Origin of the sequence: Streptomyces bauhiniae (assembly GCF_004784475.1) — a bacterium.
Taxonomy (GTDB): Bacteria; Actinomycetota; Actinomycetes; order Streptomycetales; family Streptomycetaceae; genus Streptomyces; species Streptomyces seoulensis.
Genome location: NZ_SRRT01000003.1, coordinates 102,534 through 119,693, shown reverse-complemented (window position 1 = coordinate 119,693; position 17,160 = coordinate 102,534). Strand labels below are relative to the sequence as shown.

The 17,160-nt window shown below is 68.7% G+C and carries 18 protein-coding genes; 13 read left to right on the top strand and 5 right to left on the bottom strand.

Annotated features, from left to right (window positions below; all coding sequences use genetic code 11):
• Nucleotides 1-60 precede the first annotated feature (60 nt).
• The 10 genes from E5083_RS10645 (at nt 61) to E5083_RS10600 (ending at nt 9,168) form a co-directional block, all read left to right on the top strand.
• Nucleotides 61-828 (top strand): helix-turn-helix transcriptional regulator, encoded by a 768-nt coding sequence (locus E5083_RS10645; protein WP_135785407.1) that lies wholly within the window; start codon nt 61-63, stop codon nt 826-828.
• Nucleotides 825-2,246, top strand: a complete 1,422-nt coding sequence (sufB, locus tag E5083_RS10640) for a Fe-S cluster assembly protein SufB (RefSeq protein WP_031182015.1) — start codon at nt 825-827, stop codon at nt 2,244-2,246. Before E5083_RS10645 ends, sufB begins: the two co-directional genes overlap by 4 nt.
• Before the next feature lie 70 nt (nt 2,247-2,316).
• Complete coding sequence (gene sufD, locus E5083_RS10635) at nt 2,317-3,498, top strand: Fe-S cluster assembly protein SufD (protein ID WP_135785406.1); 1,182 nt, start codon at nt 2,317-2,319, stop codon at nt 3,496-3,498.
• Complete coding sequence (locus tag E5083_RS10630; RefSeq protein ID WP_030815347.1) at nt 3,495-3,818, top strand: non-heme iron oxygenase ferredoxin subunit; 324 nt, start codon at nt 3,495-3,497, stop codon at nt 3,816-3,818. The genes sufD and E5083_RS10630 overlap by 4 nt, the downstream gene beginning before the upstream one ends.
• 7 nt (nt 3,819-3,825) lie before the next feature.
• Nucleotides 3,826-4,590 carry a Fe-S cluster assembly ATPase SufC gene (gene sufC, locus E5083_RS10625; RefSeq protein ID WP_031182017.1) on the top strand — a complete coding sequence of 255 codons (765 nt, stop codon included), beginning with the start codon at nt 3,826-3,828 and terminating at the stop codon, nt 4,588-4,590.
• Nucleotides 4,587-5,843, top strand: coding sequence for a cysteine desulfurase (locus E5083_RS10620; protein WP_135785405.1), 1,257 nt, complete (start codon nt 4,587-4,589; stop codon nt 5,841-5,843). Before sufC ends, E5083_RS10620 begins: the two co-directional genes overlap by 4 nt.
• A gap of 18 nt (nt 5,844-5,861) precedes the next feature.
• The gene (gene sufU / locus E5083_RS10615) at nt 5,862-6,335 is read left to right on the top strand and encodes a Fe-S cluster assembly sulfur transfer protein SufU (protein ID WP_031182019.1); all 474 of its coding nucleotides are present in this window, start codon (nt 5,862-5,864) and stop codon (nt 6,333-6,335) included.
• Complete coding sequence (locus E5083_RS10610) at nt 6,332-6,664, top strand: metal-sulfur cluster assembly factor (protein ID WP_031182020.1); 333 nt, start codon at nt 6,332-6,334, stop codon at nt 6,662-6,664. Before sufU ends, E5083_RS10610 begins: the two co-directional genes overlap by 4 nt.
• A 120-nt stretch (nt 6,665-6,784) precedes the next feature.
• Nucleotides 6,785-7,771, top strand: coding sequence for a 2,3,4,5-tetrahydropyridine-2,6-dicarboxylate N-succinyltransferase (gene dapD / locus E5083_RS10605; RefSeq protein ID WP_135785404.1), 987 nt, complete (start codon nt 6,785-6,787; stop codon nt 7,769-7,771).
• A 335-nt stretch (nt 7,772-8,106) separates the two neighbouring features.
• Nucleotides 8,107-9,168 (top strand): DUF5677 domain-containing protein, encoded by a 1,062-nt coding sequence (locus tag E5083_RS10600; protein WP_244317493.1) that lies wholly within the window; start codon nt 8,107-8,109, stop codon nt 9,166-9,168.
• Between the two features lie 96 nt (nt 9,169-9,264).
• On the opposite strand, the gene E5083_RS10595 is transcribed toward E5083_RS10600, so the two are convergent.
• The gene (locus tag E5083_RS10595; RefSeq protein WP_244317471.1) at nt 9,265-9,423 is read right to left on the bottom strand and encodes a hypothetical protein; all 159 of its coding nucleotides are present in this window, start codon (nt 9,421-9,423) and stop codon (nt 9,265-9,267) included.
• A gap of 62 nt (nt 9,424-9,485) precedes the next feature.
• Nucleotides 9,486-9,683, bottom strand: a complete 198-nt coding sequence (locus tag E5083_RS10590; protein WP_135785401.1) for a hypothetical protein — start codon at nt 9,681-9,683, stop codon at nt 9,486-9,488.
• Between the two features lie 172 nt (nt 9,684-9,855).
• On the opposite strand from E5083_RS10590, the gene E5083_RS10585 reads away from it, so the two are divergent.
• Together E5083_RS10585 and E5083_RS10580 are read left to right on the top strand one after the other, a co-directional pair.
• Entirely contained in the window at nt 9,856-10,602 is a 747-nt protein-coding gene (locus E5083_RS10585) for a DUF6879 family protein (RefSeq protein WP_135785400.1), read from the top strand.
• Between the two features lie 12 nt (nt 10,603-10,614).
• Nucleotides 10,615-11,466 (top strand): helix-turn-helix domain-containing protein, encoded by an 852-nt coding sequence (locus E5083_RS10580; protein ID WP_135785399.1) that lies wholly within the window; start codon nt 10,615-10,617, stop codon nt 11,464-11,466.
• Here E5083_RS10580 and E5083_RS10575 read toward each other — a convergent pair.
• From E5083_RS10575 to E5083_RS10565, 3 genes are all read right to left on the bottom strand, one after another.
• Entirely contained in the window at nt 11,453-12,001 is a 549-nt protein-coding gene (locus tag E5083_RS10575; RefSeq protein ID WP_135785398.1) for a TetR/AcrR family transcriptional regulator, read from the bottom strand. The two genes, E5083_RS10580 and E5083_RS10575, sit on opposite strands and share 14 nt — an antisense overlap.
• Before the next feature lie 43 nt (nt 12,002-12,044).
• On the bottom strand, nt 12,045-13,466 hold the full coding sequence (locus E5083_RS10570; protein WP_135785397.1) for an alkaline phosphatase PhoX: 1,422 nt from the start codon (nt 13,464-13,466) through the stop codon (nt 12,045-12,047).
• A 146-nt stretch (nt 13,467-13,612) separates the two neighbouring features.
• Nucleotides 13,613-15,037, bottom strand: coding sequence for a hypothetical protein (locus E5083_RS10565; protein ID WP_135785396.1), 1,425 nt, complete (start codon nt 15,035-15,037; stop codon nt 13,613-13,615).
• Between the two features lie 265 nt (nt 15,038-15,302).
• Here E5083_RS10565 and E5083_RS10560 point away from each other — a divergent pair, with 265 nt between their 5' ends.
• The gene (locus E5083_RS10560; protein WP_135785395.1) at nt 15,303-17,126 is read left to right on the top strand and encodes an endonuclease/exonuclease/phosphatase family protein; all 1,824 of its coding nucleotides are present in this window, start codon (nt 15,303-15,305) and stop codon (nt 17,124-17,126) included.
• Nucleotides 17,127-17,160 lie beyond the last annotated feature (34 nt).

Here is a 17,160-nt window from a genome sequence, read left to right as displayed (position 1 = left end):
ACCGTCGATCGCTCCCGGCCTGGCTTGTCAGGCTCCGAAGAATTACGCAACAATAGCGTTGTGAAAAACGTCGGCGAGGCTCGGGAGACCCCCACGGGGCCCCAGGAAGAGCTAGCGACCGGTGAGCGTTCGACGCGCAACCGGGTCGCGCGGTCCATCCTGGACCACGGCCCGTCGACCGTCGCCGAACTGGCCGGCCGGCTGGGCCTCACCCAGGCCGCCGTGCGCCGGCATCTGGACGCGCTGGCCGCCGACGACGTCGTGCAGGCCCGCGAGCAGCGGGTGTACGGAGCCCGTACCCGCGGCCGCCCCGCGAAGGTCTTCGCCCTGACCGCCTGCGGCCGGGACGCCTTCGACCAGTCCTACGACCAGCTCGCCGCCGACGCCCTGCGCTGGATCGCCGAGCGCGAGGGCGGGGACGAGGCGATCGCCGCCTTCGCCCGCGCCCGCATCGCCGCCCAGGCCGCCACGTACCGCAAGGCCGTCGAGGGAGTGGAGCCGGAGCGCCGCGCCGAAGCCCTGGCCAGGGCCTTGACCGCGGACGGGTACGCTGCTACGGCACGCAGTGCCCCCCTCCCGCAACAGGGTGAGCAGCTCTGCCAGCACCACTGTCCGGTCGCGCACGTCGCCGAGCAGTTCCCCCAGCTCTGCGAGGCGGAGACGGAGTTCTTCGCCGAGCTGCTGGGAACCCACGTCCAGCGACTGGCGACCATCGCGCACGGCGACGGCGTCTGCACGACGTTCATCCCCAAGATTTCCAAGACTGACACGACCGACAAGTCCGATCAGAGCCACCACGCAAGCACGGCCGGGAGGAACCCCGCATGACGCTCCCCACGGAGACTGCCCACCCCGAACTCGAGGGTCTGGGCAAGTACGAATACGGCTGGGCCGACTCCGACGTAGCCGGCGCCTCGGCCAAGCGCGGTCTGAACGAGGCCGTCGTCCGCGACATCTCGGACAAGAAGTCCGAGCCGGAGTGGATGACCAAGCTCCGCCTCAAGGGCCTGAAGCTGTTCGAGAAGAAGCCCATGCCCAACTGGGGCTCGGACCTCTCGGGCATCGACTTCGACAACATCAAGTACTTCGTGCGCTCCACGGAGAAGCAGGCGGAGTCCTGGGAGGACCTGCCCGAGGACATCAAGAACACCTACGACAAGCTGGGCATCCCGGAGGCCGAGAAGCAGCGCCTCGTCGCCGGTGTCGCCGCCCAGTACGAGTCGGAGGTCGTCTACCACCAGATCCGCGAGGACCTGGAGGAGCAGGGCGTCATCTTCCTCGACACCGACACCGCGCTCCGCGAGCACCCCGAGCTGTTCAAGGAGTACTTCGGCACCGTCATCCCCGTCGGTGACAACAAGTTCGCCTCGCTGAACACGGCCGTGTGGTCCGGCGGCTCCTTCATCTACGTGCCGAAGGGCGTGCACGTGGAGATCCCGCTCCAGGCTTATTTCCGGATCAACACCGAGAACATGGGCCAGTTCGAGCGGACGCTGATCATCGTCGACGAGGACGCCTACGTCCACTACGTCGAGGGCTGCACCGCGCCGATCTACAAGTCGGACTCGCTGCACTCCGCGGTCGTCGAGATCATCGTCAAGAAGGGCGCCCGCTGCCGTTACACGACCATCCAGAACTGGTCGAACAACGTCTACAACCTGGTCACCAAGCGCGCCGTCGCCTACGAGGGCGCCACCATGGAGTGGGTCGACGGCAACATCGGCTCCAAGGTGACCATGAAGTACCCGGCCGTCTACCTGATGGGCGAGCACGCCAAGGGCGAGACCCTCTCCATCGCCTTCGCGGGCGAGGGCCAGCACCAGGACGCCGGCGCCAAGATGGTCCACATGGCGCCCAACACGTCGTCCAACATCGTCTCGAAGTCGGTGGCGCGCGGCGGCGGCCGTACCTCCTACCGCGGTCTCATCGAGATCGGCGAGGGCGCGGCCGGATCGAAGTCCAACGTGCTGTGCGACGCGCTGCTCGTCGACACCATCTCCCGCTCGGACACCTACCCCTACGTCGACGTCCGCGAGGACGACGTCTCCATGGGCCACGAGGCGACCGTCTCCAAGGTCTCCGAGGACCAGCTCTTCTACCTGATGAGCCGCGGCCTCTCCGAGGACGAGGCGATGGCGATGATCGTGCGCGGCTTCGTCGAGCCGATCGCCAAGGAGCTGCCGATGGAGTACGCGCTGGAGCTCAACCGGCTGATCGAGCTGCAGATGGAGGGCGCGGTCGGCTGACCCGCCGCCGTACCCCGTCACGCCACACACGCAGCCACCTACGCACCAGAAAGCGAGCACCCCGACAGCCATGGCTGAGCAGAACATCCCCGTGGGGTCCACCACCGCGGGCTCGATCGCGGTCGCCGCGGAGTCGACCGTCGCCACGCGCATGAGCGCGCCCCCCTCCTACGACGTCGCGGACTTCCCCGTCCCGCACGGCCGGGAGGAGGAGTGGCGGTTCACTCCGCTGGAGCGGCTGCGCGGCCTGCACGACGGCACCGCCGTCGCCACCGGCGAGGGCCTGAAGGTCGTCGTCGAGGCCCCCGAGGGCGTCACCGTCGAGAACGTCGGCCGTGACGACGCCCGGCTCGGCAAGGCAGGCACCCCCGTCGACCGCGTCGCCGCCCAGGCGTACTCCGCCTTCGAGCAGGCGTCGGTCGTCACCGTGCCGAAGGAGACCGTCCTCACCGAGCCGATCCGCATCGCGGTGCACGGCGAGGGCGGCACCGCCTTCGGCCACCAGGTGATCGAGCTGGGCGCCTTCGCCGAGGCGCTCGTCGTCATCGACCACACCGGTGACGCGGTGCTCGCCGCCAACGTCGACTACGTGCTCGGCGACGGCGCCAAGCTGACCGTCGTCTCCGTCCAGGACTGGGACGACAAGGCCGTGCACGTGGCCCAGCACAACGCCCTGGTCGGCCGCGACGCCTCCTTCAAGTCCGTGGTCGTCACCTTCGGCGGCGACGTCGTCCGCCTCCACCCGCGCGTCAGCTACGCGGGCCCCGGCGGCGAGGCCGAGCTGTTCGGCCTGTACTTCACCGACGCCGGCCAGCACCAGGAGCACCGCCTCCTGGTCGACCACAACACCCCGCACTGCCGGTCCCACGTCATCTACAAGGGCGCGCTCCAGGGCGAGGGCGCGCACGCGGTCTGGATCGGTGACGTGCTCATCGAGGCCAAGGCCGAGGGCACCGACACCTACGAGATGAACCGCAACCTGGTGCTCACCGACGGTTCCCGCGTCGACTCGGTCCCCAACCTGGAGATCGAGACCGGCGAGATCGTCGGCGCCGGCCACGCCTCCACCACCGGCCGCTTCGACGACGAGCAGCTCTTCTACCTGATGGCCCGCGGCATCCCGGAGCACGAGGCCCGCCGTCTGGTGGTCCGCGGCTTCTTCGCCGAGCTGGTCCAGCAGATCGGCCTCCCCGACATCGAGGAGCGCCTGCTCGTCAAGATCGAGGAGGAGCTGGAGGCCGCGGTCGCATGACGACGACCTTCCAGCGCGCCTGCGGACTGAGCGAACTGTCGGAGGACACCCCCAAGCGGGTGGAACTCGACGGCACGCCGGTCTCGGTCGTGAAGACCGAGGGCGAGGTGTACGCGATCTACGACATCTGCTCGCACGCGAACGTCTCCCTCTCCGAGGGCGAAGTGGAGGACGGGCAGATCGAGTGCTGGCTGCACGGCTCCTGCTTCGACCTCCGCAGCGGCAAGCCGTCCGGTCCGCCCGCGACGCGCCCCGTCCCCGTATACCCCGTAAAGATCGAAGGGGACGACGTGCTCGTCTCCCTCACCCAGGAGTCCTGAGGCACCCATGGCAACGCTTGAAATCCGAGACCTGCACGTCACCGTCGAGGCCGACAACGCCACGAAGGAGATCCTCAAGGGCGTCGACCTCACCGTGAAGCAGGGCGAGACGCACGCCATCATGGGCCCCAACGGCTCGGGCAAGTCGACCCTCGCCTACTCGCTCGCGGGTCACCCGAAGTACACGATCACCGGCGGCACCGTCACCCTCGACGGCGAGGACGTCCTCGCCATGTCGGTCGACGAGCGCGCCCGCGCCGGCCTCTTCCTCGCCATGCAGTACCCGGTCGAGGTCCCCGGCGTCTCCGTCTCCAACTTCCTGCGCACCTCCGCCACCGCCATCCGCGGCGAGGCCCCCAAGCTGCGTACCTGGGTGAAGGAGGTCAAGGAGAACATGGAGCGGCTCCACATGGACCCCTCCTTCGCCGAGCGCAACGTCAACGAGGGCTTCTCCGGCGGTGAGAAGAAGCGCCACGAGATCCTCCAGCTCGAACTGCTCAAGCCGCAGGTCGCCATCCTCGACGAGACCGACTCCGGCCTCGACGTGGACGCCCTGCGCATCGTCTCCGAGGGCGTCAACCGCGTCCGCGAGAGCGGCGAGACCGGCACCCTGCTGATCACGCACTACACGCGCATCCTGCGCTACATCAAGCCGGACTTCGTCCACGTGTTCTCCGGCGGCCGCATCGTCGAGTCCGGCGGCCCCGAGCTTGCCGACAAGCTGGAGAACGAGGGCTACGAGGCGTACACGAAGGGTGGAGTATCCGCGTGACACAGATGCCGGGCCTCCTCGACACAGAGGCGATCCGCAAGGACTTCCCGATCCTGGACCGCCAGGTCCACGACGGGCGCCAGCTCGTCTACCTGGACAACGCGGCGACCTCGCAGAAGCCGCGCCAGGTGCTGGACGCCCTGAGCGAGTACTACGAGCGCTACAACGCCAACGTCCACCGAGGCGTGCACGTCCTCGCCGAGGAGGCCACGGCGCTGTACGAGGGCGCGCGTGACAAGGTCGCCGACTTCATCAACGCGCCCAGCCGCGACGAGGTGATCTTCACCAAGAACGCCTCCGAGTCGCTCAACCTCGTGGCCAACATGCTGGGCTGGGCCGACGAGCCCTACCGGGTGGACCACGAGACCGAGATCGTCATCACGGAGATGGAGCACCACTCCAACATCGTGCCGTGGCAGTTGCTCGCGCAGCGCACCGGCGCGAAGCTGAAGTGGTTCGGCCTCACCGAGGACGGCCGCCTCGACCTGTCCAACCTGGACGAGATCATCACCGAGAAGACGAAGATCGTCTCCTTCGTGCTGGTCTCCAACATCCTGGGCACGGTCAACCCGGTCGAGGCGATCGTGCGCCGCGCCCAGGAGGTCGGCGCGCTGGTCTGCGTCGACGCCTCGCAGGCCGCGCCGCACATGCCGCTGGACGTGCAGGCGCTCGGCGCCGACTTCGTGGCCTTCACCGGCCACAAGATGTGCGGTCCGACCGGCATCGGCGTGCTCTGGGGCCGCCAGGAACTCCTGGAGGACCTGCCCCCGTTCCTCGGCGGCGGCGAGATGATCGAGACGGTGTCGATGCACTCCTCGACCTACGCGCCGGCCCCGCACAAGTTCGAGGCGGGCACCCCGCCGATCGCCCAGGCGGTCGGTCTCGGTGCGGCCATCGACTACCTGAACTCGATCGGCATGGACAAGATCCTCGCCCACGAGCACGCGCTCACCGAGTACGCGGTGAAGCGGCTCGGCGAGGTCCCCGACCTGCGCATCATCGGCCCCTCCACGGCCGAGGACCGCGGCGCGGCGATCTCCTTCACGCTCGGCGACATCCACCCGCACGACGTGGGCCAGGTCCTCGACGAGCAGGGCATCGCGGTGCGCGTCGGCCACCACTGCGCGCGGCCGGTCTGCCTGCGGTACGGAATTCCGGCGACCACCCGGGCGTCGTTCTATCTGTACTCCACGCCCGGCGAGATCGACGCACTGGTCGAGGGGCTGGAGCACGTACGGAACTTCTTCGGCTGAGAGGCGTGGGCTGACACCGTGAAGCTGGACTCGATGTACCAGGAAGTCATCCTGGACCACTACAAGAACCCGCACGGGCGTGGTCTTCGTGATGGCGACGCCGAGGTGCACCACGTGAACCCGACGTGCGGCGACGAGATCACCCTCCGGGTGCGGTACGACGGTACGAAGATCGCGGACGTCTCGTACGAGGGCCAGGGCTGTTCCATCAGCCAGGCATCGGCGTCCGTACTGAACGAACTGCTGGTGGGCAAGGACCTGCCCGAGGCGCAGAAGATCCAGGAGACCTTCCTGGAGCTGATGCAGTCCAAGGGCCGGATCGAGCCCGACGACGCGATGGAGGAGGTGCTGGAGGACGCGGTCGCGTTCGCCGGTGTCTCCAAGTACCCCGCGCGGGTCAAGTGCGCCCTCCTGAGCTGGATGGCGTGGAAGGACGCGACGGCCCAGGCCCTGGGCGAGGCCGGCGCGGACGCCGAAAGGAAGACGGCATGACCGACACCGCTGAGATGAAACCGGTCTCGGAGGAAGAACTCCGCGAGGCCCTGATGGACGTCGTCGACCCCGAGCTGGGCATCGACGTCGTCAACCTCGGTCTGATCTACGGCATTCACGTCGACGACGCGAATATCGCCACGATCGACATGACCCTGACCTCCGCGGCCTGCCCGCTGACGGACGTCATCGAGGACCAGGCCAAGTCCGTCACCGACGGCCTGGTCAGCGAGCTCCGCATCAACTGGGTCTGGATGCCGCCGTGGGGCCCCGACAAGATCACCGACGACGGCCGCGAGCAGTTGCGGGCGCTGGGGTTCAACGTCTGAGGCTTGGTTTTCTGGCATGAGGCGGCGGCGCCCTCGGGTGCCGCCGCCTTCGCGTACCCGGCGCCGCACCGGTCAGGTACCGGTTAGGCCGCCACCCCGCTCCCACGTTAGGTTTTCCGCATGACCGACACTGCTTCCCGTACCACCGGCGCCGTCGCCGCCGGTCTCGCCACCATCGCCGCCGACGGCACCGTTCTCGACACCTGGTTCCCGGCGCCCGAGCTGGTGGCGGAGCCGGGTCCCTCCGGCAGCGAGCGCCTCTCGGCCGACCGGGCCGCGGAACTGCTGGGCGACAACGCGGTCTCCGCGCTCGGCCCGGACGCCCGGCGGGGCGTCGAGGTGGTCGCGGTCCGTACGGTCATCGCCTCGCTGGACGAGAAGCCGCTGGATGCGCACGACGTCTACCTGCGGCTGCACCTGCTCTCGCACCGCCTGGTCAAGCCGCACGGCCAGAGCCTGGACGGCATCTTCGGCCACCTGGCCAACGTCGCCTGGACCTCGCTCGGCCCGGTCGCGGTGGACGACATCGAGAAGGTCCGGCTGAACGCGCGCGCCGACGGGCTGCATCTCCAGGTCACCTCGATCGACAAGTTCCCCCGCATGACGGACTACGTCGCCCCCAAGGGCGTCCGCATCGCCGACGCCGACCGCGTCCGCCTCGGCGCGCACCTCGCCGAGGGCACCACGGTCATGCACGAGGGCTTCGTCAACTTCAACGCCGGCACGCTGGGCACCTCCATGGTCGAGGGCCGCATCTCCGCCGGCGTCGTCGTCGGCGACGGCTCCGACATCGGCGGCGGCGCCTCCACCATGGGCACCCTCTCCGGCGGCGGCAACGTCATCATCGCCATCGGCGAGCGGTGCCTCGTCGGCGCGGAGGCGGGCGTGGGCATCGCCCTGGGCGACGAGTGCGTGGTCGAAGCGGGCCTGTACGTAACAGCCGGCACCCGCGTGACAATGCCCGACGGCCAGATCGTAAAGGCCCGCGACCTCTCGGGCGCCTCCAACATCCTGTTCCGCCGCAACTCGGTGACGGGGGCGGTGGAGGCTCGGCCTAACAATGCGGTGTGGGGCGGGTTGAACGACATTCTGCACAGCCACAACTGACCCTCCGGCAGAGCTACAGCGGCCTGCCGACCTGCCGGCAACTGTCAGTGTTGGTCGGCATCGAGCGTCCTTCCACGGCCCCAGGTGGCCTGGGAGGGCGCTCGCGCATTTCATGAGCCGGCTGCGCTGAGCGCAGCCAGGGCGTCAGTGGCCGTCACCGCGGGGGCCTGAGTGCGGGTGCATCGGCGGTCCCCTGCCTCTGCCTTCCAGGTCAAGAAAAACTCGCTTGATAGAGAAGCGTATTGCATGGATCCTGGAAGGCTTTGCAGTCAATGGAGTGAGGGACGATGTCGCGATCCAGGCTCACAGATCACATTAACGCCCAAGTGGACGCGATGGTCCTGGATGGAACGATCACAGACCCGAACACCATGGATCGGGACGAAGTGTTCCGCGCAGCCCTCGATGCCGTGCTCATGAAGGCCGCTGAGATCGACCCCGTCGTGCGCCGTTCGATCAAGTGGAGCATGAAGTACGGCCGGCAACGCCGTGCTCGGACTGCGCAACACAACGAGCGCTCAATTTTGAAGAAGCTAGGAACCGGATTCCGTCTCCTTTCAAATGCCGTGACAGTTGCTGAAGACGTCCATCGTGATCTTTTTCGTAGCTTCGGGCAGAAGCTCGCCGAGGATGGCCTTTCGCGTGACAGTGTGATCGCGGCCCCAGGTGTGATCGGGGGGTCCGCGCTACATGTTTTGGTGATCTTGGGGTTGCATGCGCGAGGCTGTTCGATTGTTTCCGAGGTGGACTTGCTGGCGCGCAAGGGATTTAACGAAGGGGCCCTGGCGCGAGCGCGCAGTCTGTACGAGGTGACAGCTATCACAAGCTTTCTAGTGGTTCGCAACACCCCTACATATGAGTTGACAGAGAGGTATCACCTATCCGCGATGGTTGAGCGTAGGAAGGATGCGCGATTCATGGGAGAAGAGGATCCTTTCGCTGATGCACCCGGATTGGAAGATGCCATGAGAGCTGCCTGGGGTGACGAGGTGTTCCGCCCCTACGGGTGGGCGCGGACTGGGATCCCTGGCGCCGAACCTGGCTCTCGCGTTACCTTCCGCGACGTTGAAGAAGCGGCAGTGATGGACAGTTTGCGGCATGCTTACCTGACCATGAATTGCGCGATCCATAGTGGAGCTCTGTCCGTCACTGCACGCTCTGACCGGGCCCATCCATTTTTCAATCCGATCGGCGGAGAGGTGAATTATGCTTCCGCCGCATGGGTGGCTGGCGCGACCTCGTGCTTCTTCTTTTTCTTGAATCAACTTGCGATTAGGGAGATCGCCTCACTTGTCGATCCGGACGCGGCGCTCATGCTTGGCCCCCTAGATGAGCTCTGTGAGTCGGCTCAGGGTTATTTCGGCAGCTACTACGAGGCGCACTGCGATGAGGAATAGCTGTGGCAGTTCCTCTGATCTGCAATCGGAGTGGGCCTGTCGGCCGGGGCGTACAGGTGTGCGGAGCGTGACGATCACTGCTGTTGAAGTCCGGCACTAGTCCACCGGCCTGATGCGCTCCAGAGGAACGTCCCACTCGATGCCTCCGCCGACGGGGCGCATGAATGCTTGACTGCTGACGAGCCTCCACTTCTCCTTGGTTCGCTCCTCCAGGACGTAGACCAGGTGGCCCGTGCGTTCCGAGACCTGGTCCATCACCAAGGTTCCGGCCGGGTAGGGGAGCTTGCCTGTGCAGAGTGTTGTGGGGACTCTCTCGCTCACGCTTGACCGCCCTTCCGGAGTACCTCGGCCAGGCGGGCCGCCACGTCGGCTCGTACGCGTCCCAGCTCTACGAGCTTCAGTGCCGGTGACGCGATGTCGACCGCGAGGGAGGGGAGGACGATGCCTGCGCCGGCCAGGGCTGTCTTCAGGGTCTCTACCGCCGTGAAGGGGTCTTGCTGTTCTTCGGTTGCCATGAACTGGACGCTAGAGATGCTGGGTTGGTGGGCGGTACGGTGTTTTCCCGAGTTTGCTCGACCAGTCGCCAATATTGCTGGTGTTTTCTCAGCCGCCCACCTTGACCCCGTAGTGCCGAGACCGGGCCGCCGCCATGCTGGTGGACCACATCCCCCGGAACGGAGAGCGCTCATGGCCCGTCAGTTACGCTTCGTCGGCACAGACAGCAAGGTCGATGGCTGCCCCGCCCTGCACACGGATGAGGGCACCGGTGAAGTCATCGTTCAGGGCACGCCCGTCACCGACCCCGAAGGCCTCGCGCAGCTCCAGCACTTCGGGCCCGGCGATGCGGCGGTTGCCGTGCCGCGCGAACTGCTCGTGAACTGGGGGCCGAAGGAGATGGAATGCGTGCCCGAACTCGTGGACCGGGCTACCTTCCGCCGCCTCTTCGAGACCTTCAAACACACCGCCTGGCGGCTGGAGACCCGGCGCGGTTACGCCTCGGACCGTGAGGACCCCGACTTCCAGGCGTTCCTGGCCACCGGCTCGTCGCCGTGCGACTTCAGTGAGCCCTGGTTCGTCAACATCAAGGCCCAGACCGAGGCAGGGAAGACGGTCGGTCGGGTGCGCGTCGCGGACAAGCCGCTCACTACGGAGCAACTGTTCCTGCTCGACTACGCCCGGCACAACGCGGCCGTGGGCGAGGACATCCGGTACCTGTGGCGCGAAGACGCCACCGACCTGCCCGCCGAGGACTTCTGGATCTTCGACTCGCGGCTCGTCGCGCTGTTGCACTTCGACGACGCCGACCACATCACGAACATCGAGCTGATCACCGAACCAGCCGAGGTCGTCCGGTACTGCATCGCACGTGACGCTGCGATGCACCACGCCATAGCGCGGGACGAGTTCGAGGCACTGGTCGCTGAGGCCGGATAGTGCGCGTGACCGGTGAGCACTGACTATCAGCAGGCCAGAGTGGCCCTGGGGACGCGGCTGCGTGAGCTGCGTTTCTCATGCCCTGGTGGCCGGCTCACCGGTCAGCAACTGGCCCTGCGCCTCGGGTGGCAGGGCTCCAAGGTCAGCAAGCTGGAGAATGGCAAGCAGACGGCTACCCCCGAGGACCTGAGGGCGTGGGCCGACGCGACCGAGCAGCCTGAGGTGTACGCCGAGCTGGCCGCCCGGCTCGCGGGCTTCGAATCACACATCAGGTCATGGCGCAGGGCGTTGGCGAACGGCTTCAAGCCGATGCACGAAGGGTTGAGCGCGGAGATCGAACGCACCTCGCTCATGTGGATCTGGGAAGAGTCGGTGATCCCTGGTCTGTTGCAGACCCCCGAGTACGCCCACCACGTCATCCAGCGGTACGCCGAGTTGCTTGGCGGCGCCAACGACATCGACGACGCCGTCCGCTCCCGAGTGCAGCGGCAGGAGTGGCTCTACCGGCCCGGCCGCAAGCTTCACGTGCTGATGTGGGAAGCCGCGTTGCGCTCGCTGATCTGTCCGCCCTCCGTGCTGGCCGCCCAGCTCGACCGGCTGACCGGCATGATCGGGATGGACACCGTCGAGCTGGGCGTCGTCCCCTTTGCCGCCCCCGTCAAGATCGTGCCCGCCAACGGCTTCTGGGTCCTGGATGACCGGGTGGTCGTCGCGGAGGACTGGCATGCCGAGATGTGGTTGGACGACGCCGACAACATCGCCCTCTACTCGAAGGTCTGGCACACTCTCCGCGAGTCGGCGGTGTACGGGACCGAAGCCCAGAACGTCATCACCGCGGCCCGCCGCGCTCTCAATCTCCGCTGACCCGAATCCCGTCCAGCAGCCACCCCAGGTACCGCTCGATCTCCCGCGCTTCCCCGCCCCCCAGTTCCGCCGCCGTCGCAACACCCTGCGTGAGGCGGAGCAGGTCCGTGGGGGTGAGGTCGGGGCGGAGGGTGCCTTCCGATTGGGCGGCCGTCAGCAAAGTGGTTGCCGTCGACTTCACCAGGGTGCCGCAGGTGGTGAGAGGAGTGTCGGTGGCGGCAGTGCCCAGCAGGGTCTTCAGGCCGCGGACCTGGATGGTGGCCGCGCAGAGCTCGTGTAGCCACATCGTCAGGGCCTCGCCCGGCGGCAACGACCGCGACAGTTCCTCGCCCCGCACCCCCAGCGCCTCGATCCGCGCCGCATACGCCGCCTCCAGCAACGCCCGCCGCGTCGGGAAGTGGCGGTACAGCGTGCCGGAGCCCACGCCCGCGCGTTTCGCGATGTCGTCCAGGGAGGCGTTTTCGCCGTGTTCGGCGAAGGCTGAGGCGGCGGCGTTCAGGAGGCGGGTGTGGTTGCGTCGGGCGTCTGCCCGCATGGGTCGTGCTTTCTGTCGGGCGGCGGGGGCGTGCCCGCAGAGTTTAGCCGCGGCGCTGTCGCTTCCAGGGGCCCGTGATCGCCAGCATGATGCCGGGGTCCTGGATGTTGGCGAAGAGGGCGTGGCCGTCGGGGGAGAAGGTGACGCCGGTGAACTCGCTGTAGGCGGGGGCGGATTCGGTGCCGATGTTCAGCTCGTTGCGGGCGATCGGGTACGTACGGCCCCCGTCCGTCGCGCCGAAGAGGTGCTGTACGCCCTCGCCGTCCTCGGCGATGACCAGGCCCCCGTAGGGGGAGACGGTGATGTTGTCGGGGCCGTCGAAGGTGCCGCCGGTGCCGAGGAGGACCTTGAGGGTCAGGGTCCGGCGGCGGGGGTCGTAGAACCACACCTGACCGTCGTGCTGTACGGGGCTCTCCTCGCGGGCGTAGGACGAGACGACGTACACCCCGCCGTCGCCCCACCACATGCCCTCCAGCTTGCGGGCCCGTGTCACCCGGCCGTCGCGGAACTGCTGCCGCACCGGCACCGAAAGCGCGTCCCGGTCGGGGACGTCGACCCAGTCCACGCCGTACACCGTGCCGGTACGCGTCGCGCGGGAGAGGTCGTCCACGAAGCGGCCGCCGGAGTCGAAGCAGCGGAACGCCTGGAGGACGCCGGCGTCGTCCGCGAGGGTGCGCAGCCGGCCCCGGCCGTGGTGGAAGCCCTGCGGCGGAGTCCAGCGGTAGAACAGGCCGTTGGGGCCGGCGGCGTCCTCGGTGAGGAAGAGGTGGCCCCGCTTCGGGTCGACCACCACCGCCTCGTGGGCGTAACGGCCCAGCGCCTTCAGGGGCTTCGGGGCGTGGTTGGCCCGGCGGTCGGCGGGGTCGACCTCGAAGACGTAGCCGTGGTCCTTGCTCATGCCGTTCTGCCCGGCCCGGTCCTCGGTCTCCTCGCAGGTCAGCCAGGTACCCCAAGGAGTGCTGCCACCCGCGCAGTTGGTCGACGTACCGGCGATGCCCACCCACTCGGCGACATGGTCGCGGCGGACCTCCACCACCGTGCAGCCACCCGAGGCCGCCGGGTCGTACACCAGGCCCTCGGCCAGCGGCACCGGGTGCGCCCAGCTCGCGCGCGGCCCCTTCAGCTCATGGTTGTTCACCAGCAGCACGGCACCGCGCGGACCGGCGAAGGCCGCCGTGCCGTCGTGGTTCGACGGGGTCGGCTCGCCCGACTCCAGCCGCGTACGGCCGGAGTACGTCACCACCCGGTACGAGAAGCCGGCGGGCAGCGCGAGGATGCCGTCCGGGTCGGGGAGCAGCGGGCCGTACCCGATGCCGGGGTGGCCGTGCGCGTCCGCCGCGCCGTCGAGATCCGTGGCGGCGAGGGCCTGCGGGGCGGTGGCGAGGGCGCCGACGCTGCCCGCGAGTACGACCCCGGCACCGCCGGCCGCCGTAGACCTGGCGAAGTCCCTGCGGGTGAGTGACATGGTGTCTCCTGTGACGGTCGGGACGCCCGTGGCGGAGGGCGAGGGTGGCGCGGCCTCGTTCGGCCGACACACTCCCGCCCCCCGCTGAACGGCAGTTGAACACCGAGCCGCGCACAGGACACCGCTGCCGTACACCCCAGGGGCCGTCAGTTCCCCTGCTGCTGCGACCTCGCCTTGAACGCCGCCTTCCGCGCCTCCTTGGCCACCCGCTTGTCGGGGTGCAGCCGCCCCATCGCCTCCAGCACGTCGGCCGTCGCCGGGTGCTCCACCCGCCAGGCGGCCGAGAAGAACCCGCTGTGCTGCTCCGCCAGCCCCTCCACCAGCGCCTGCAGCTCCTCGGAGTTGCCCTCCGCCTGGAGCTGCGCGGCGATCGTGTCCACGGTCAGCCAGAACACCAGGTCCTCCGAGGGCGGGGGCACGTCGGACGCGCCCCGCTCGCTCAGCCAGACCCGGGCCAGACCGCCCAGCTCGGGGTCGTCCAGCACCTCCCGCAGCGCGGGCTCGGCCGCCGCGCCGACCAGGGACAGCGCCTGCTGGCAGCGCAGCCGCCGCAGCGGCGCCCCGGTGTCCGCGCCGCGCGCCGCCGCGAGCAACTCCCGTGCTGCGGCGAGGGGTTCACGCCGGTCGAGCCACTGCTCGGTCTCGGCACGCGCGGCGAACTCCCCGTACCCGGCGGTGCCGTCCAACAGCGCGTCCGCGCCCTTGTCGGCCAGCTCGCCGACGGCCGGCGCCTCGAACCCCGCCTCCAGCAGCCGGGCACGGAGGCCGTACAGGCCGAGCGGGGTCAGCCGGACCATGCCGTAGCGGGCGATGTCGTCCTCGTCGACCGGCTCGGCGGGTTCCTCCTCGCCGGCCATCAACTCCTCGTCCACCGGCCGGTATTCGACCAGGCCGATCGGCTCCAGCAGCCGGAACTGTTCGTCCAGCTTCATCATCGCGTCGGAGACCTGCTCCAGGACGTCGTTGCTGGGCTCCGCCAGGTCGTCGGGGACGATGGTGGAAGCGGCCAGCGCGGGCAGGGGCACCGGGCTCTCGCCGGGTCCGTCCTCACCGACGGTGAGCAGGTAGAGGTTGCCGAGCACGCCGTCGAGCAGCTCCGCCTCGCCCTCGGGGTCCCAGTCGAACGTCGAGAAATCGATCTCGCCGCCCTCCTCCAGAGCGGCGGCCAGCCCCTCCAGGTCCGGCACCCCGGCATCCGCGACCACCGTGTCCAGCGCGGCCAGCCAGATCGTCAGCACGTCGTGCGGGGCGCCGGTCAGCAGGGCGAGGTCCGCGCCGGGGGCCACGGTCCCGGCCTCCTCGTCGGTGATCTCGATCAGGCCGGTGTCCACGGCTACGCCCCACGCCTCGGTGGTGTCCGCGGCGGCGTAGTCGCCGGTCAGTCCGAGCAGTTCGGCGGCCGCGGGCACCTGCTCCTCGACCAGGCCCCCGCCCCCGTCGACGCGGGTCTCGGGGCCCGCCCAGCGGGCGAGCCGGGCGGCGCGGGAGAGCAGCGGGGTGGACAGCGCGGCACGCGCCAGCTCCGCTTCGGGACGCAGCCGTACGGGCGGCAGGGGGGAGCTGTCTGACATCGGCTGGTTCTCCTAGGACCGGGAAAGCACTCAACCCCTCAGCCTAGACGGCTTTGCCCGCGCACCGCCCGATTCCGGTCGCCGCTGCCCCTCGTACGTGGCCGAAACCTTGACAACTCCCGGCGCGAGGCAGGAGATTGACGCGCGTAGAGGTGGGGGAACGACTGTTCACTCGGCTCTACGCGTGTCACTGAGGGCGACGAGCCCCACACGCTGCTGTGCGTTCCCGTCCCGGCGTTCCGTCACGTTCCCGGAGGAAATCCCCTTGCCGAGCAGGACTTCCGCGCGTCTCGCCGCGCTCACCGTCGCCGCCGTGTGCGGCGCCGCGTCCGCCGTCGTCGCCACCTCACCCGCGCACGCCGACTCGGTGCGCGTCCACGACATCCAGGGCACCACCCGCCTCTCGCCGTACGCCGGCAAGCAGGTCGCCGACGTGCCCGGCGTGGTCACCGCCGTACGCACCTACGGTTCGTCCAAGGGCTTCTGGCTCCAGGACCCGAACCCGGACGCCGACCCGGCCACCAGCGAGGGCGTCTTCGTCTTCACCAGCTCCACGCCGAAGGCCGCCGTGGGCGACTCGGTGACCGTCACCGGCACCGTCTCGGAGTACGTGCCCGGCGGCACCGCCTCGGGCAACCAGTCGGTCACCGAGATCACCAAGCCCGTCGTCACCACCGTCTCCACCGGCAACGCGGTCCCGGCGCCGGTCGTGATCACCAAGCGCGCGGTGCCGGAACGATACGCCCCGGCCGGCGACCCGGCCGCGAACAACTCGATCAACGCCCTCCCGCTCGCCCCCGCGACCTACGCCCTCGACTACTACGAGTCGCTGGAGGGCATGAACGTCCAGGTCAGCGACGCGCGCGTGGTCACCGCCACCGATCCGTACAGCGAGCTGTGGGTCACCGTGAAGCCGAAGGAGCACCGCACCGAGCGCGGCGGCACCCTCTACGGCTCCTACGACGCGCAGAACACCGGGCGCCTGCAGATCCAGTCCCTCGGCGCGACGGCGGACTTCCCGCAGGCGAACGTCGGCGACACCCTCGCCGGCACCACCACAGGACCGCTGGACTTCAACCAGTTCGGCGGCTACACCCTGGTGGCGAGCGCCCTCGGCACGCTGGAGAGCGGCGGCCTGGAGCGGGAGACGACGCGCAAGCAGGCGTCCGGCGAGCTGGCGGTGGCGACGTACAACGTCGAGAACCTCGACCCGTCCGACCAGACCTTCGACGCGCACGCGTCCGCGATCGTGAACAACCTGCGCTCGCCCGACATCGTGTCCCTGGAGGAGATCCAGGACGACAACGGCGCCACCGACGACGGCACGGTGAGCGCGGGCGCGACGGTCGGCAAGCTGATCGACGCGATCGTGGCCGCGGGCGGTCCGCGCTACGACTGGCGCTCCATCGACCCCGTCGACAAGCAGGACGGCGGCGAGCCGGGCGGCAACATCCGGCAGGTGTTCCTCTTCAACCCGGAGCGGGTCTCCTTCACCGACCGCCCCGGCGGCGACTCCACCACGGCGGTGGGTGTCGCCAAGGAGCGCGGCAAGGCCCGGCTGACCGTGTCGCCCGGCCGGATCGACCCGGCGAACGCGGCCTGGGCCAACAGCCGCAAGCCGCTGGCCGGGGAGTTCGTGTTCAAGGGCCGGACGGTCTTCGTGATCGCCAACCACCTCAACTCCAAGGGCGGCGACCAGCCGTTGGCCGGGCAGTACCAGCCGGTCGTCCGCAGCTCGGAGACGCAGCGGCACGCGCAGGCGACCGAGGTCAACACCTTCGTGAAGTCCCTGCTGAGCGCCCAGAAGAACGCGGAGGTCATCGCGCTCGGGGACATGAACGACTTCGAGTTCTCCGACACCGCGAAGATCCTGGAGGGTGACGGGCAGCTCTGGTCGGCGATCAAGTCGCTGCCGCGCAGCGAGCGTTACACCTACGACTACCAGGGCAACGCGCAGGTGCTCGACCAGATCCTGATCAGCAAGGCGATCCGGCGGGGGCCGTTCACGTACGACAGTGTGCACATCAACTCGGAATTCCACGACCAGATCAGCGACCACGACCCGCAGGTGCTGCGCTTCCGTCCCTGACTCTTAAGGTCTGCTTGGCTGTATCTCGTAGCAG